Annotated in this window: 15 protein-coding genes; 5 read left to right on the forward strand and 10 right to left on the reverse strand. The window is 66.1% G+C overall.

Features of this window, described 5'->3' with window-relative positions; translation table 11 throughout:
• Positions 1-90: 90 nt before the first annotated feature.
• Positions 91-540: a cyanase gene (cynS, locus tag AB4851_RS01350; protein WP_414448109.1), complete on the forward strand. Its 450-nt coding sequence runs from the start codon at positions 91-93 to the stop codon at positions 538-540.
• A gap of 459 nt (positions 541-999) precedes the next feature.
• The gene (locus AB4851_RS01355; protein WP_414448110.1) at positions 1,000-2,394 is read left to right on the forward strand and encodes a TIGR00366 family protein; all 1,395 of its coding nucleotides are present in this window, start codon (positions 1,000-1,002) and stop codon (positions 2,392-2,394) included.
• 217 nt (positions 2,395-2,611) lie between these two features.
• Here AB4851_RS01355 and AB4851_RS01360 read toward each other — a convergent pair whose 3' ends face one another.
• From AB4851_RS01360 to AB4851_RS01375, 4 genes are all read right to left on the reverse strand, one after another.
• Positions 2,612-3,322: a type II toxin-antitoxin system HipA family toxin gene (locus AB4851_RS01360; RefSeq protein ID WP_414448111.1), complete on the reverse strand. Its 711-nt coding sequence runs from the start codon at positions 3,320-3,322 to the stop codon at positions 2,612-2,614.
• Positions 3,319-3,870, reverse strand: coding sequence for a HipA N-terminal domain-containing protein (locus tag AB4851_RS01365; RefSeq protein ID WP_414448112.1), 552 nt, complete (start codon positions 3,868-3,870; stop codon positions 3,319-3,321). The genes AB4851_RS01360 and AB4851_RS01365 overlap by 4 nt, the downstream gene beginning before the upstream one ends.
• Positions 3,863-4,180, reverse strand: a complete 318-nt coding sequence (locus AB4851_RS01370; RefSeq protein WP_414441955.1) for a helix-turn-helix domain-containing protein — start codon at positions 4,178-4,180, stop codon at positions 3,863-3,865. Before AB4851_RS01370 ends, AB4851_RS01365 begins: the two co-directional genes overlap by 8 nt.
• 169 nt (positions 4,181-4,349) lie before the next feature.
• Entirely contained in the window at positions 4,350-4,859 is a 510-nt protein-coding gene (locus AB4851_RS01375; RefSeq protein ID WP_414441343.1) for an Lrp/AsnC family transcriptional regulator, read from the reverse strand.
• A gap of 172 nt (positions 4,860-5,031) precedes the next feature.
• Here AB4851_RS01375 and mdeB point away from each other — a divergent pair, with 172 nt between their 5' ends.
• Positions 5,032-7,755 carry an alpha-ketoglutarate dehydrogenase gene (mdeB, locus tag AB4851_RS01380; protein WP_414448113.1) on the forward strand — a complete coding sequence of 908 codons (2,724 nt, stop codon included), beginning with the start codon at positions 5,032-5,034 and terminating at the stop codon, positions 7,753-7,755.
• Positions 7,756-7,812: 57 nt separating this feature from the next.
• Here the strand turns inward: mdeB and AB4851_RS01385 are convergent, their stop codons facing one another.
• Both AB4851_RS01385 and AB4851_RS01390 read right to left on the reverse strand, forming a co-directional pair.
• Entirely contained in the window at positions 7,813-8,004 is a 192-nt protein-coding gene (locus AB4851_RS01385) for a hypothetical protein (RefSeq protein ID WP_414448114.1), read from the reverse strand.
• 108 nt (positions 8,005-8,112) lie between these two features.
• Positions 8,113-8,916, reverse strand: coding sequence for a response regulator transcription factor (locus tag AB4851_RS01390; protein WP_414441340.1), 804 nt, complete (start codon positions 8,914-8,916; stop codon positions 8,113-8,115).
• Between the two features lie 141 nt (positions 8,917-9,057).
• Between AB4851_RS01390 and AB4851_RS01395 the strand changes: the two genes are divergently transcribed.
• A complete protein-coding gene (locus AB4851_RS01395; protein ID WP_414448115.1) occupies positions 9,058-9,186 on the forward strand; it encodes a hypothetical protein in 129 nt (42 codons plus the stop codon).
• 188 nt (positions 9,187-9,374) lie between these two features.
• On the opposite strand, the gene sfnG is transcribed toward AB4851_RS01395, so the two are convergent.
• Positions 9,375-10,484 (reverse strand): dimethylsulfone monooxygenase SfnG, encoded by a 1,110-nt coding sequence (gene sfnG, locus AB4851_RS01400; protein WP_414448116.1) that lies wholly within the window; start codon positions 10,482-10,484, stop codon positions 9,375-9,377.
• A 301-nt stretch (positions 10,485-10,785) separates the two neighbouring features.
• Between sfnG and AB4851_RS01405 the strand changes: the two genes are divergently transcribed.
• A complete protein-coding gene (locus tag AB4851_RS01405; protein WP_414446788.1) occupies positions 10,786-11,742 on the forward strand; it encodes an IS110 family transposase in 957 nt (318 codons plus the stop codon).
• Between the two features lie 16 nt (positions 11,743-11,758).
• Here AB4851_RS01405 and AB4851_RS01410 read toward each other — a convergent pair whose 3' ends face one another.
• Genes AB4851_RS01410 through AB4851_RS01420 form a run of 3 tightly spaced genes read right to left on the reverse strand, consistent with a single transcriptional unit; the run spans position 11,759 to position 15,567 of the window.
• Positions 11,759-12,922 carry an enoyl-CoA hydratase/isomerase family protein gene (locus AB4851_RS01410; protein ID WP_414448117.1) on the reverse strand — a complete coding sequence of 388 codons (1,164 nt, stop codon included), beginning with the start codon at positions 12,920-12,922 and terminating at the stop codon, positions 11,759-11,761.
• Positions 12,919-13,821, reverse strand: a complete 903-nt coding sequence (mmsB, locus tag AB4851_RS01415; protein ID WP_414448118.1) for a 3-hydroxyisobutyrate dehydrogenase — start codon at positions 13,819-13,821, stop codon at positions 12,919-12,921. Before mmsB ends, AB4851_RS01410 begins: the two co-directional genes overlap by 4 nt.
• 57 nt (positions 13,822-13,878) lie before the next feature.
• Positions 13,879-15,567 carry an AMP-binding protein gene (locus AB4851_RS01420; RefSeq protein WP_414448119.1) on the reverse strand — a complete coding sequence of 563 codons (1,689 nt, stop codon included), beginning with the start codon at positions 15,565-15,567 and terminating at the stop codon, positions 13,879-13,881.
• Between the last annotated feature and the right edge of the window lie 86 nt (positions 15,568-15,653).

Raw genomic sequence — 15,653 nt, forward strand, 5'->3', positions numbered from 1 at the left:
CGCACGCCACATTCCGCTTAGCCGCCGCGCGCCATGCTCGCGCGGCGGCGTGGCGTTCCCTGTTCAGTTGTCCCAACGGAGCCAGCAGCGATGATTTCGAGCCGCGAAGAAGTGACCAGGATGATTCTGTCCGCCAAGGTGCGCAAGGGCATCAAGTGGATGCAGGCCGCCGAGGCCACCGGCCTGTCGAAGGAGTTCACCACGGCCGGCTGTCTCGGCCAGATGACGTTCGACAAGCCGCAGGCCGAGGCGCTCGGCAAGCTGTTCGAGCTGCCCGACGAGGCCGTGGCGTGGCTGCAGATCGTGCCGTACAAGGGCTCGCTGCCGTCCGCCGTGCCGACCGATCCGCTGATCTACCGCTGGTACGAGATCGTCAACGTGTACGGCACCACCATCAAGGAGCTGATCCACGAGGAATTCGGCGACGGCATCATGAGCGCGATCGATTTCTCGATGGATATCCAGCGCGAGAAGGACCCGAAGGGCGACCGCGTCAACGTCGTGCTGTCGGGCAAATTCCTGCCGTACAAGCAGTACTGATCGCCCCTTCGCGCCGGGCGCCTCGCCGCCCGGCCCGCCTTCCCGCGTCACCCTGCCTTACCGATTCATTTCAGTTTTCGCCGATCGCCTTTCAATTCGCATTCATCGCGCATTGAACTCGGGCGAAATACCCCTATCGTCCTCTGCCGCGCCTTGACACCGGTTTCGCACACGGCGATCATGGCCGCGTTCGATTATCGAAACAGTGTTCGAATATCGAACTTATAACAAGAACAGGCTGGCCGGCCGACGCGCGTGAGCACACCGAACGCGCGACGTGGCCGACGCGACATCAACCCGCTGCGCCGAGGCATCCGCCTTGAGCACCTGGAGGAGCACCGCACCCTGTCCCGCTTGCGCCGCACCGGCTTGCCGTGCGCGCGGGCGGGCGCATCCGCATGCCGATCCTGGCGCCCCGGCCAGCCAGCAGACACCCCTGCTGCGCAACCGACTGACAGCATGCAAAGAGACCGTACCCTCGCCCACCCGCCCGCTCGCGAATCGCGCGGCGTGGTATCCGCCCTCGTCTACGTGTTCGAACGCGTCATGCCCGACCCGTTCGTGCTCTCGATCTGCCTGACCGCGTTGGTCGCCGTGCTCGCGTTCGTCATCGCGCCCAAGGGCGACGTGCCGACCGTGCTCGGCTCCTGGTATGAAGGCACGTTCGGCATTCTCGGCTTCGCGTTGCAGATGATCCTGATCCTCGCCACCGGCTATGCGATCGCCGAAGCGCCCGTGGTGCAGCGCGGCCTGCGCGCGATGGCCGCGCACGCCCAGACGCCGGCCCGCGCCGCGCTGCTGGTGTTTCCGGTGGTGGCCGTGGCGGCCTGGCTGAACTGGGGGCTCGGGCTGATCGTCGGCGCGATGCTGTCGCGCGAGATCGCGCGGCGCGTGCGTGTCGATTTCGCGTGGCTGGTGGCCGGCAGCTATTCGGCCTGGTCGATCTGCAACAGCGGGCTGTCCAGCTCGATCGCGCTGTCGCAGGCTTCGCACGGCAACGCGCTGAACCTCGTCGAGAAGGCCACCGGCCAGGTCGTGCCGCTCGCCAGCACCGTGTTCGCGCCGTTCGTGTTCGTGCCGACCGTGCTGGTGGTGGTGGTGATGACGGCGATCTTCATCCGCATGCATCCGCGCGAGCAAGACGTGGTGCCGTTCGGCGAGGCGGCGGAAAGCGAAGCCGGCGGCAGCGCCAGCGACGACCCGCATGCGCGCGCCGGCGGCGGCACGCCGTCGTTCGCCACGCGGCTCGAACAATCGATGCTCGGCACCGCGCTGCTGTTGCTGTTCGGCGTGGGCTTCCTGGTGATGGAATGGCGCGAGCACCGCTTCGATCTCGACATCAACACCACCATCCTGATCTTCCTGATGATCGGCCTCGCGCTGCAGCGCACGCCGATCGCCTACGCCAACGCGATCCGCCGCGCCGCGCGCCAGACCGGCTCGATGCTGCTGCAATACCCGGTGTACGGCGGGATCATGGGCATGATGAAGGGCACCGGGCTGGCCTCGATGATCGCCAAGGCGTTCGTGACGATCGCCACGCCGATGACGCTGCCGCTGTGGAGCTACCTCAGCTCGCTGATCATCACGCTGCTGGTGCCGAGCGCCGGCGGCCACTGGGCCGTGCAGGGGCCGTTCGTGCTGCCGGCCGCGCTGAGCCTGCACGCGTCGGTGCCGCGCACCGCGATGGGCGTGGCGATGGCCGAGAACGTGTCGAACATGCTGCAGCCGTTCTGGGCGGTGCCGATCGTCGCGATCGCGGGCATCCGGATTCAGCGCGTGATGGGGTATACGGCGGTGACGTTCGCGGTGTCGCTGGTGGTGTATGCGGTGGCGCTGTGGCTGGTGCCTTGACGGCTGGAGGCCCGTGGGAATCGAGGCGCTTGAGTGGGAAACGGGTGCCGAGATTCCGTCACGTTACCGATCGCTGCCTGCATGCTGGATGAATCCGGCGTTCAGGCGATGATTGCGTGCGCAAGCATCGGGTCGCGGGCTGCTGCTCTGGAGAAAATGACAACTGGACCGTTCGCCCGCCAGTACATTCTCAGCGAAGACTGCGGCCCCAGCGACCTCACCGCAGTCGCGCCAAGTTCTCGTCAATACGGCGCTGGATCGTGCGCAAGGTATCTCGAGTCATAACGAACCGGGACATGCTCTCGGCGATGTCGGTGAACTGGCTGGCCACATCACAAATGCGGTCGATTATCGTAGCGCCAACTTCTTGGGGGACTTCGGCTTCTTCAGCCAGTCGAAGCATGTGCGCGCGGGAAATCTCCAATGCCTCGCCCATCACGTCCATCTGATGGTATCCACCCGGCCCCTCGCAGAAGGTCACGTCGTATGCCGGCGCCAATCGCCATTGCCCCTCTGGCGCCATGGTGTACGCGAAATTCTTGGGGTGATCGTCTCGATTGTTGAATGCAACGTTGAAGACGGCACGCTCGAAGGCTCTTCCCATCTCTCGCACATCATTCGTGCACATCTGTGTCGCCCGCAAGAAGCCGACGTACTCCAACGACCCCGGCGTCCGATAATCGGCGCCCGTAAAAGCGGCAAGGCTTTGCATGGGCACCCGTAGTCCGTCGTGGCGATCAAAACGCTTGCTGGCGAATGCCGCCAGCCCGTTCGGCAAACTGAAGTACTGCGTGTCCGGAGTCTCGATGCCGCATTTGCGCAGGCATTCCGCATAGACCATCTCGATGGCGCATACCTCGGGGTGTTCGTCTTTAGCGGGGAACTTGACCAGCCAGGCTTCGAAGCCCGGCGTGACGGCAGTGGTCAACCCGCCGGATTGGGGATCGCGGTAAACCAGGGCTTTAGGCCTTGCACCTTGAGGCGAGCCGCCCACCAATAGCAACGTCTGCAGGAACTCCCCCCCTTTCCATGGAGTACATCCTGCACTTCGGCAGCCAGCTGTTCCAACGGGATATGGACGTCCGGTTCTCCTCCTCCGGGGGCCACGGGCTCGAACGTCATGGCCCCCATCGCGTTGCGGCCGATGTAGCCCAACCTTTCGAGGGCGCCAATCCGCGCTGCGGTGAGCCCACGGCTCCTGAACATGCGATCCATCAGCAACATGCCCCACCCGTCCGGCAAGGCGTCATAAACAGGCCCTGGCAATTGCATCTGGTGGCTCGGGAAATCTCGCCGCAACTGAGGCCCCGCCAGAGGCAACGTGTACGAGGACAATTCAAGGCCTCTCCGCCTGGCTTCACTGCTGTACTCGAACACGATCAGCGGGCGACCGGTCAGCGCAGTCGTGGAGGCCAGCGTACCCCAATGCCATCGCTCACCCCAGCCCTCATAGAAAACGTTGACCTCTTCAAGCATTGTCGAGCCTCTTTTTCTTCGTGCGGAGGCGATTGACGCTGTTTTCGTAACGCCGAATGTCCTCGATGCTGTCCAGCTTGGGTAGGAACAAGCCTTCGAGCTCCTTGACTCGGCCAAGAACCATCGCCACTCGAACCACGGCCTCGAAGCCGACATTGCGCCCGGCCTCCAGATTGGACACAGTGTTGGTTCCGATGCCGGCACGCCCGGCCAGATCAGCCTGTGTCATACCCAGAGCCAAACGCTCCGTTCGCAAGCGAGCACAGAGGCGCTTGACGACCTCGGCAGGCTTGTTAAGGCTTAAATCCAACATAGTGTGCATCTACCTCTTCTCCGCAATCAGCATCCCGAAATGTGGAATTGGCAGCAATTTTTCTCGTACATCGTAACTCCACAATTCCAAATACTATTGACTAAAAACCGCGCATAATCCACATTATAATGGAATTAACTCTAGTTTCCCAGCGGAGCAGCCACCCTTATTCCTCCTCCCGACTCAACGTCAACCCCGCCGCCGGCAACGGCAACGCCGTCCGATACCGCACCTGCTTCAGCGCAAAGCTCGACCGAATATTCGACACGCCCGGAATCGTCGTCAGCCGGTCGATGATGAAGCGCTCCAGCCCGTGCATGCTCTGCACCACCACGCGCAGCAGATAATCGGCGTCGCCCGACATCAGATAGCACTCCATCACCTCGGGCCGCTGGTCGATCGCCAACTCGAAGCGGCGCAGCGCGTCCTCCTGCTGCTTCTCCAGGCTGACCTGGATGAACACGTTGAGCTTGAGGCCGAGCGGCTCGGGATCGAGCAGCGTCACCTGCTGCTTGAACAAACCGAGCTTTTCCAGCGCCTTCACCCGGTTGAAGCACGGCGTGGGCGACAGGTTCACGGCACGCGCCAGTTCGGCATTGGTGATGCGCGCGTTCTGCTGAAGCTGGTTCAGGATCGCGATATCGGTGCGATCGAGCCGGATCGAATCATTGGGCATGAATGTAACAATTCCTGGAATGAGCGAAATTCCGGAATATTTATACTGCACCCGAGCCAAAACGCAAGCCAATACAGACACACATTCCGCGATCGGCTCAGTACGCTTGTCGGATCGCCGCGTTCACCGCGCCGCGGCCCCACACGCAGCTTCCCCTTGCCGGAGCATGACCATGACCGACCTGTCGAACGGCGTGCCGTCGATTCTCGCCCTCCCCGCCCATCCGATCGACGACGACCCGGTCGAAACCGGCGAATGGCTCGCCGCGCTCGACGGCGTGGTCGAACATGCCGGCCCCGAGCGCGCGCATTACCTGCTCGACCGGCTCGCCGTGCAAGCCTCGGCGCAAGGGCTGGCCACCGGCCGCGTGCGCGCCACGCCGTACGCCAACACCATCCCCGTCGAGGCCCAGCCGCCCTACCCGGGCGACCTCGAAATCGAGGCGAAACTGGCCGCCGCGCTGCGCTGGAACGCGCTGGCGATGGTGGTGCGCGCGAACCGCGCCTATGGCGAGCTGGGCGGCCATATCGCCAGCTACGCATCGGCGGCGGACCTGTTCGAAGTGGGTTTCAACCATTTCTTCCACGCGGCCAGCCCCGAACGCGACGCCGATCTCGTCTATTTCCAGCCGCACTCGGCGCCGGGCGTGTACGCACGCGCGTTTCTCGAAGGCTTCCTCGGCGAAGCGCAGCTCGACCATTACCGCCGCGAAATCGCCGGCCCCGGTTTGTGCTCGTACCCGCACCCGTGGCTGATGCCCGATTTCTGGCAGTTCCCCACCGGCTCGATGGGGATCGGGCCGATCAACGCGATCTACCAGGCGCGCTTCATGCGCTACCTCCAGCATCGCCAACTGCTCGGCACCGAAGGCCGCACGGTGTGGGGCTTCTTCGGCGATGGCGAAATGGACGAACCGGAATCGATCGGCGCGCTGTCGCTGGCCGCACGCGAACAACTGGACAACCTCGTGTTCGTCATCAATTGCAATCTGCAACGGCTCGACGGCCCGGTGCGCGGCAACGGCCGCGTCATCGACGAGCTCGAAACGCTGTTCGCCGGCGCGGGCTGGAACGTCATCAAGGTGCTGTGGGGGTCGGATTGGGACCCGCTGTTCGCGCGCGACCGCGACGGCGCGCTGCTGCGCGCGTTCGCCAACACGGTGGACGGCCAGTTCCAGACCTTCTCGGCCAACGACGGCGCCTACAACCGCGAGCACTTCTTCCAGCAGAACCCGCAGCTCGCCGCGCTGGCCGCGCACCTGAGCAACGACGACATCGACCGCCTGCGCCGCGGCGGCCACGACGTGCGCAAGCTGCACGCGGCCTACGCGAAGGCGCGTGCGCATCGCGGCCAGCCCACGGTGATCCTGGCCAAGACGATGAAGGGCTTCGGGATGGGTGCGATCGGCCAGGGCCGCATGACCACCCATCAGCAGAAGAAGCTCGATCTCGACGATCTGAAGGCGTTCCGCGACCGCTTCGCGCTGCCGCTGTCGGACGACGAGGTGGCCGACGTGAAGTTCTACCGGCCCGCCGCCGACAGCCCCGAGATGCGCTACCTGCACGCGCGCCGCCAGGCGCTCGGCGGCTACCTGCCGCGCCGCCGCCGCGAGGCCGGCACGCCGCTGGCGGTGCCGCCGCTGTCGGCATGGGGGCAGTTCGCGCTCGACGCGGACGGCAAGACGATGTCCACCACCACCGCCGTGGTGCGCATGCTCGGCGGCCTGCTGAAGGCGCCGTCGATCGGCGAACGGATCGTGCCGGTGGTGGCCGACGAAGCCCGCACGTTCGGCATGGCCAACCTGTTCCGCCAGGTCGGCATCTACTCGCCGCACGGCCAGCGCTATCAGCCCGAGGATCTCGGCTCGATGCTCTATTACCGCGAATCCACCAACGGGCAGATCCTGGAGGAAGGCATCTCGGAAGCGGGCGCGATCTCGTCGTGGATCGCGGCGGCCACGGCCTACAGCGTGCACGACCTGCCGATGCTGCCGTTCTATATCTACTACTCGATGTTCGGCTTCCAGCGCATCGGCGATCTGATCTGGGCCGCCGCCGACCAGCGCGCCCGCGGCTTCCTGATCGGCGCGACCTCGGGCAAGACCACGCTCGGCGGCGAAGGCCTTCAGCACCAGGACGGCACGAGCCACCTGGCCGCGTCGGCGATTCCGAACTGCCGCGCCTGGGACCCGGCCTTCGCCTACGAAGCCGCGCTGCTGATCGAGCACGGCATGCGCGAGATGGGCGAGCAGCAACGCGACGTGTTCTATTACCTGACGGTCACCAACGAAAATTACGCGCAGCCTTCGATGCCGGCCGGCGACGCGGTGCGCGAGGGCATCCTGCGCGGCCTGTATTCGTTGCAGCCGGAGCGGCACGCTTCGGCGCGCGTGCAGTTGCTCGGCTCGGGCGCGATCATGACCGAGGTGCTCGCGGCGGCCGCGATGCTCGAAACCGATTGGGGCGTGCAGGCGCAGGTGTGGAGCGTGACGAGCTACACCGAACTGCATCGCGAGGCGATCGCGGCCGAACGGGCGGCGCGGCTGGGGGAATCTGGAGGCGAAGCGGAGAAAGAAGCGGGCCTGGAAACGGCGGTCGGTTCGGCACTGCGCGGCGCGCAAGGCCCTGTGATCGCAACCAGCGACTACGCGCGGGCGTTGCCGGAATTGATCCGCGCGTTCGTGCCGGCGCACTATGTGACGCTCGGCACCGACGGCTTCGGCCGCAGCGACACGCGGCAGGCGCTGCGCGAGTTCTTCGAGGTCGACCGCGCTTCGATCGTGGTGGCGGCGCTGCATGCGCTGGCCGGCCAGGGTTCGGTCGATCGCGCGGTGGTACGCGCGGCGCGGGAGCGTTACGGCAAGGACGGCCGCCGCGCGGCGTCGTGGCAGTCCTAACGGATGCGCGGCGCGCGGCGGCGAGGCGTCAACACCGCGCCGCCGCCGTGCAAGGGTTCAGCGGGAAGCCGCCATGGCGGCCGCGGCCGCCGAGTCGTTCATCGCAAACCAGTCGCGTGCGGTCGTGACGATCACGGCCGGCGCGACCGAGCAGCTGCCGAACGCGCGCGACCCATCGGCGCGATACCACAACCTCGACACGATATCGCGCGCATCGCGCATCGTGATTTCGGGAAAATTCTTCAACATGGCCCTTCTCTCTCGGTATCGATCCAGACGGCGCACACCGGCCTGCTGTCGGCAGAGGTCGCGGCGCAACGCCGGGCACAACGGTTTCGGTGCAAAAATGTGGCGGCTTCACGCCCCGTCGAGCACCCACTTGACGAGCCCGTGACGTCCCTTGAAGCCCAGCTTGGCGGCTGAACGCTTGATATAGGTTTCGATGGTGCTGGGCTTGACGCCGAGCTTCTCGGCCATCTCGCGAAACGTGCTGCCGCTCAACAGGCCGACGCACACCTCGATCTCGCGATCGGACAACACCACGGCAACACTGGACAAGCGGCGCTCGAACTCGCTGCGCAACAGCGCCTGGCGGTTCGGGTCGGCGGCATGGCCATCGGCCGGCTCCGGCCGGGCACCCGCGGCAAAACGCCGGTGGGACGCGTGGATTTCGACGAGCGGCAACAGCATTTCGGCGCAGCTCTTCAAAAACGACATTTCCTGCAACGTGAAATCGTAGGCCTGATAGGGACGGTACAGCGAGATCACGAAGCGCCGGTTCGCCTTGCGCGAGACCAGGTGACATTGGAACCCACGCTCATGACGGCACGATGGCAATGCCTCACGCGTGTCGTCACGCAACTGCGGGGGATTCAGGTGGATCAGTTGGGTGTCCGAGGCATCGAGCACCTTGCGCGACAGCGGATCGTGCGCGGGATCGGCCTTCGGCATGACCGGGCGGATGTCCTGATCGTGCGAGGCGAAGGCGCCCAGCAGATGCACGTCGACGATTTCGCCGCGGCTCTCGTTGACCGACCAGGCGGTGATCTTGGTCGAGGCCAGCTCGACGGAACCGGCGAGCAGCGCGTGCAGGTTCGACGCGAAGCGCTCGGTGCCGGTGCTGGAGATGATTCTCCCTAGCTTGCCAAATAGCTCGACCAATTGGTTTTCCTCGGAATGTTCTGTTTATCCGGCTTGGGCCGCATGCGGCGCCGGTATTGCCCCGTTCGATCCCCTGCCGCGCCCCGCTCGCGCCGGACGCTTTGCATGCCGCACCGGTGTCGCGGCCGACGCCGAGGTGGCATGCCCGGGCTGCTCCTCTCAAAGCAGCCGGCGATCATCGCCGTGCAGCGCGCGAAACCGGCCATGTTTTTGGCCTGGCGAACGCTGCCGGAAATTCTCAGAGTTGCGACTGTACTGGATTTTCGATGACGCCGCTGTTGCTCGCCAAAATACTTTTCGGATGCCTTCGCATCGGTCGCGACAACGGCGGGAAAATTCGCGCAAAGCGAGGCGCAGCAACGAATGGCGGCGCAAAACTGCGATTGCAGTCGAGGCTTGAAAACCTGTCGAAACAGCCGGGCAAAACTGCGATCGCATGCCCGGCTCGCGGCATCACGTCACGCCGGTTGCGCCTCGCGTTGGCGCTCGAGTTCGCGCACCAGCGGCAGCACGCGCTCGCCGAAATACACCACCTCCTCGTGGTAATGCAGGAAGCCGGCCAGCACGAGATCGACGCCGATCGCCTTCAACGCGACGATCCGCTCGGCGATCTGCTGCGGCGTGCCGATCAGGTTGGTGCGGAAGCCGTCGTTGTACTGCACGAGATCCGCGAACGTGGAGTTGGCCCACATGCCCTGCCCGTCGGGCGCGGCCTTGCCGGCCTGCTTGACCGCGTGGCCGAACGCGTTCACGGCGTCCACATCGGCATGGCGCACGATCTCGTCGAGCACGGCGCGCGCTTCTTCCTCGGTATCGCGCGCGATCACGAACGCATTGACGCCGAAGCGCACGCGCCGCCCCTGCTGCGCGGCGGCGGCGCTGATCTCGTCGATCTGCGCGCGATGGCCGTCGAGCGTGTTGCCGTTCATGAAATACCAGTCGGACACGGCCGCCGCCATCTTGCGCGCGGCCGCCGAATTGCCGCCCTGGAAGATTTCCGGGTGCGGTTGTTGAAGCGGCTTGGGCTTCAGCGTGTAATCGTTGAAGCGGTAGAAATCGCCCTTGAACGTGAAGTTGTCCTCGGTCCACACGCCGCGCACGGCGCGAATGAATTCCTCGGAGCGGCGGTAGCGTTCGTCGTGTTCGAGCCACGGCTCGCCGAGCGCCGTGAATTCGCCCTTGAACCAGCCGCTGACCACGTTGATGGCCACGCGCCCGCCCGTCAGTTGATCGATGGTCGCCAGTTGCTTGGCGACCACGGCCGGGTGCCACGGCCCCGGCAGGATCGCCGCGATCACCTTGAGCCGCTCGGTGGCCGCCAGCAGCGCGTGGCTGATCGCCACCGATTCGTGCTGATATTCGGCGCCGTAACCGGCCGTGAAGCGGATTTGCGACAGCGCGTAATCGAAGCCGTGACGCTCGGCGAGTTGCGCGAGCTTGCGGTTGTAATCGGCGTCCCAACTGGTGCGCTGCTCGATCTTGCTGACCACCAGGCCGCCGCTGACATTGGGCACCCAGTAGGCGAATTTCAGCGCGTCGGGCGGCTGGCTGATCGGCTCGTGACTCATCGACGGATTCCTCGCATGAAAGGACGGAACGGCCGGAGCAAGCTCCGGCCGGGCGTTCGACTCATGCTAGGTTTGCGGTTCGATGCGGCCAACCAATCAATTCGACTATCGATTCCGCCTCGGCGGCATAGGCCTTGTATCTTTAAGCCTCGGACCAACTCGGGTAGCCCGAGCGGCCTCTGGGTTGAAACACGAAGCCCGTGACTGAGCACTGGGCGCCCGGGTTGGACCGTCCTTTCTTGCAGCCCGAACGGTTGTAGGAATGTAGAGTTCGCATAAACAAGGATGGGAGCGAAGGGACGTGTCCGATACTGTTTTCGTGGGAATCGATGTGTCGAGCCGGACGCTGGAGGTGGCCACCAGCACGCAAACTGCGACGTGGCAGGCAACCAACGACGCGGCCGGCATCGAACAACTGGTCAGTCAATTGCGTGAACTTCAGCCGGCGCTGATCGTGCTGGAGGCCACCGGCGGCTACGAGTTCGAGGCTGCGTGCGCACTTCAAGCCGTGGGCCTGGCCGTCGCCGTGGTCAACCCTCGCATGGCGCGCGACTTTGCGCGAGCCATGGGCGTGCTGGCCAAGACCGATGCGCTCGACGCCAGGATGCTGGCCGCCTTCGCTCGCGTGCTGCACCAGCATCCCGAGCGCGAGCGTTTCGTCAAACCGCTTGCCGATGCCGAACTCCAGCGGCTTCAAGCCCTGGTGCTGCGGCGTCGGCAACTGGTCCAGATGATCACCGGCGAGCGACAACGCTTGCGGCTTGCCCATGCTGCAGCCCGGGCCAGCCTCGAACGCGTCATCGATTTCCTCAAAAAGGAGCTCGACGACAGCGATACCGAGGTCGCCGCGCACGTTGCGCATCATCATGCCGAACTGGCGCGCACGTTGCGCAGCGTGCCTGGCATCGGCTCGACCAGCGTCGCCGTGCTGCTCGCCGAGCTGCCCGAACTGGGCAAGCTCGATCGCAGACGCATCGCAGCACTGGTCGGCGTGGCGCCGCTGAATCGCGATTCGGGGCTCATGCGCGGTCAGCGCAGCATCTGGGGCGGACGCGCCGACGTGCGTCGCACCCTGTACATGGCCACGCTCACTGGCGTGCGCTACAACCCTGTGCTGCGCGAGTACTACCAACGTCTCGTCCTCGCAGGCAAGCGAAAGAAAGTCGCTTTGGTCGCCGCCATGCGCAAGCTGCTGACGATCATCAATGCCGTCGCAAAACATCGCGTCGACTGGAATCCCGACTTTCATATCGCTTGACTCACAAGACGGTTGCTCAGTCGCGCCCCAGATCGGCGAGCGGGTGGGTATCGGGCGTCCACGGCGACGACAGGAAATGCCGCACGCGCTCGCCGCTCACCTCGGCCAGCGAGGCCGGCGACCAGCGCGGCCGGCGATCCTTGTCGACCAGATGCGCCCGCACGCCCTCGATGAAATCGCCTTCCTCGATCGCGCGCACGCCGATCTCCAGCTCCATGCGAAACGCTTCGGCCAGCGTCATCTGCCGCCCGCGCAGCAGCGCGTCGCGCGTCACCGCCAGCATGGTGGGCGAATGCCCGAGCAGCGCATCGAGCGTGGCCAGCAGCCATTGACGGTATTCGCGGCCGGTTTCGTCGCGGTCGAGTTCCTGGCGCAGCGTCGCGACGATCCGCTCGACGCTCGAGCGGCGATCGAAGTGCCGCACGATCCACGGCAACTGGCCTTCGAGCGCGGCGTGCGGCACGACGTTGGCCGGCGGCTCGAACACCGCGCGCAACGCGCCGGGCAGATCGGCCCCGGTGAAATCGGCGCGTTCGAGCCGCTGCTCGAACGTATCGAGCCACGCGCCCGGCACGCATGCGTCGGCCAGCCGCGCGGCCAGCGCATCGGCGCCCGACAGCGTCACGCCGGTCAGCCCGATGTAGAGCGCCAGTTCCACCGGCAGCGCCGACAGGAAATGCGTCGCGCCCACATCGGGCACGAAGCCGATGCGCGTCTCGGGCATCGCGATCTTGCTGCGCTCCGTGGTGACGCGCAACGCCGCGCCCTGCGCGAGCCCCATGCCGCCGCCCATGGTGATGCCGTCCATCAGCGCCACCAGCGGCTTGGGGAACGTGTGCAGCGCGTAATCGAGCCGGTATTCGTCGACGAAAAAGCCGATCCAGTCGCGCGAGCCGGCCTGGGCCTCGCGATAGAGCGCGCGCACGTCGCCGCCCGCGCAAAAGCCCTTGCCGCCCGCGCCGCGCAGCACCACGGCGACGATCGCGTCGTCGCGGCGGCAGCGTTCGATCAGCACGGCCAGCTCGCGCACCATCGCGTGCGACAGCGCATTGAGCGCGGCCGGCCGGTCGAGCGTGACCACGGCGACACGGTTGATCACGCGCATCGTCACTTCGGGCGCGGCGGCGGTGGCGGCGGCGGTGGCGGCGGTGCGGCCGTCGGTGTCGTTCAATGCAATCATCGGGATTCCTGTTTTTCCGGCATCTGGTAGAGGCGGATCACCGCCGAGAAATCGAGCCGGCCGTCACCGCGGCTGCTCAGGGTCTGGTAAAGCTGCTGCGCGAGCGCGCCGAGATAGACGGGCTGGCGCACCTGTCGCGCCGCCTCGCCGGCGAGGCCGAGATCCTTCAGCATCAGGTCGGTGCCGAAGCCGCCGGTGTAGCCGCGCGAGGCCGGTGCCGTCTCGATCACGCCCGGGTACGGGTTGTAGGTGTCGGCGCTCCAGCAGCGGCCGGTGGAGGTGCCGAGGATACCGCCGAGCACCTTCGGATCGATGCCGAGCGCCGCACCCAGCGCCATCGCCTCGGCCACGCCGGCCATCGAGATGCCGAGCACGAGGTTGTTGCAGATCTTCGCCACCTGCCCCATGCCCACCGGCCCGCAATGCACGAGGTTGCGGCCCATCCCGCTCAGGATCGGCGAGACATGCGCGAATGCCTCGGCGCTGCCGCCCACCATGAAGGTCAGCGTGCCGGCCGCCGCGCCGCCGGTGCCGCCCGACACCGGCGCATCGACGAAATGGCCGCCGCGCGCCTCGACCAGCGCGCCGAACGCCTGCGCGCTGGCCGGGTCGATGGTGCTCGAATCGATCACCGTGGCGCCCGGCGCGAGGCCGGCCAGCACACCGTCGTCGGCCGTCAACGCTGCGCGCACGTGCGCGGCGGCGGGCAGCATCGTGATCACGCAGGCCGCCTCGGCGGCCGCGTCGCGGGCCGACGCAGCCAGCGTCGCGCCGCCGTCGGCCACCAGCCGCAGCGCGTCGGCATTGAGGTCGAACGCCTGCACATCGTGGCCCGCCTTGACGAGATTCAGCGCCATCGGCGCGCCCATGTGGCCGAGGCCGACAAATCCGATCTTCATGATGCGTCTCCCGGTTGCTACGTCATCCTATGTTTCCGGCTGCATGTTCGGCCGCCTTCAGGCCGGGAAATCCTCTTCCCAGTATTCGTCGGGCATGCGCGCCGCCGGATCGGCATCGCGCTCGATCTCGCGCCGTCGCAACTCCACGCGGCGGATCTTGCCGGAGATCGTCTTCGGCAACTCGGCGAACTGCAGGCGGCGGATGCGCTTGTACGGCGCCAGCTTCTCGCGCGAGAAGCGGAAGATCTCGCGCGCCAGCGCCTCGCCCGGCTCGTAGCCGGCGCGCAGCGTGATGAAGGTTTTCGGCACCGACAGCCGCAGCGGATCGGGGCTCGGCACCACGGCCGCCTCGCCGATCGCCGGATGCTCGATCAGCACGCTTTCGAGTTCGAACGGGCTCAGGCGATAGTCGGACGACTTGAACACGTCGTCGGCGCGGCCGATGTAGAGGTAGTAGCCGTCGCTGCGGCGCAGCGCGATGTCGGAGGTGCGGTAAAAGCCGTCGCGCATCGCCTGCGCGGTCGCTTCAGCATGGTTCGCGTAGCCGCGCATCAGGCCGCCGGGCCACTCGCCGTCGAGCGGCAGCGCCACCTCGCCCTCCTCGACCGGTGCGCCGTCGGGGTCGAGCAGCGTCACGCGATAGCCGGGCATCGGCCGCCCCATCGAGCCGGCCACCACCGGTTGGCCCGGCGAATTGCCGATCACGCAGGTGGTTTCGGTCTGGCCGTAGCCATCGCGAATCGTGATGCCCCAGGCGCGGCGCACGCGCTCGATGATCTCGGGATTGAGCGGCTCGCCCGCGCCGATGATCTCGCGCAGCTTCACCGCGTAATCGGCCAGCGGCTGCTGCACGAGCATGCGCCAGACAGTCGGCGGCGCGCACAGCGTGGTGATGTCGTAGCGCACCAGCGTGTCGAGCGCCTGCTTCGGATCGAAGCGCGTGTAGTTGAACGCGAACACGCAGGCCTGCGCATTCCACGGCGCGAACAGGCAGCTCCATGCGTGCTTGGCCCAGCCCGGCGAGCTGATGTTCCAGTGGATGTCGCCCGGTTGCAGGCCGATCCAGTACATCGTCGAGAGGCTGCCGATCGGGTAGGTGCGATGCGTGTGCTCGACGAGCTTCGGCTTCGAGGTGGTGCCCGACGTGAAATACAGCAGCAGCGTGTCGTCGGCGTGGGTGGGTGCGTCGGGCACGAACTCGGCCGATGCGGCGTAGCCGTCGTCGTAACGCAGCCAGCCGTCGCGCGTGCCGCCTACCACGATCCGCGTCAGGTTCACGCCGGCCTCGTCGAACTTGGCCGCTTCGTCGGCATCGATCACGGCGTAGCGCGCACCGCCGATCGACACGCGGTCGCGGATATCGTCGGCGGACAGTTGCGTGGTGGCCGGCAGCACCACCGCCCCGAGCTTCATCGCCGCCAGCATGGTTTCCCACAACTCGACGCGATTCGGCAGCATCAGCAGGATGCGATCGCCGCGCCCCACGCCGATCTCGCGCAGGTGATTCGCAATCCTTGACGATTGTTCCGACATCCGCGCGAACGACACCGGCTCGCCCGCGCCCGTCGCCGCATCGACGATCCACAGCGCCGGCCGCGCATTGCCGCGCGCCATCGGGTCGAAATAATCGAGCGCCCAGTTGAACGACTCGACGCTCGGCCAGCGGAACTCGCGATATGCCGTGTCGTAATCGGTGCGGTGCCTCAGCAGGAAATCGCGGGCGTCGAGGAATGCCTGTGCCGTCATCGTGTCGTCTCCTTCGGTCTCGCGCACGTTATCGTGCGTCGTCGTGCATCTTCGTGATTCATGCGTGCCGCCTGCCGGCACGCGAT

Origin of the sequence: Burkholderia sp. 22PA0099, assembly GCF_047497165.1 — a bacterium.
Classification (GTDB): domain Bacteria; phylum Pseudomonadota; class Gammaproteobacteria; order Burkholderiales; family Burkholderiaceae; genus Burkholderia.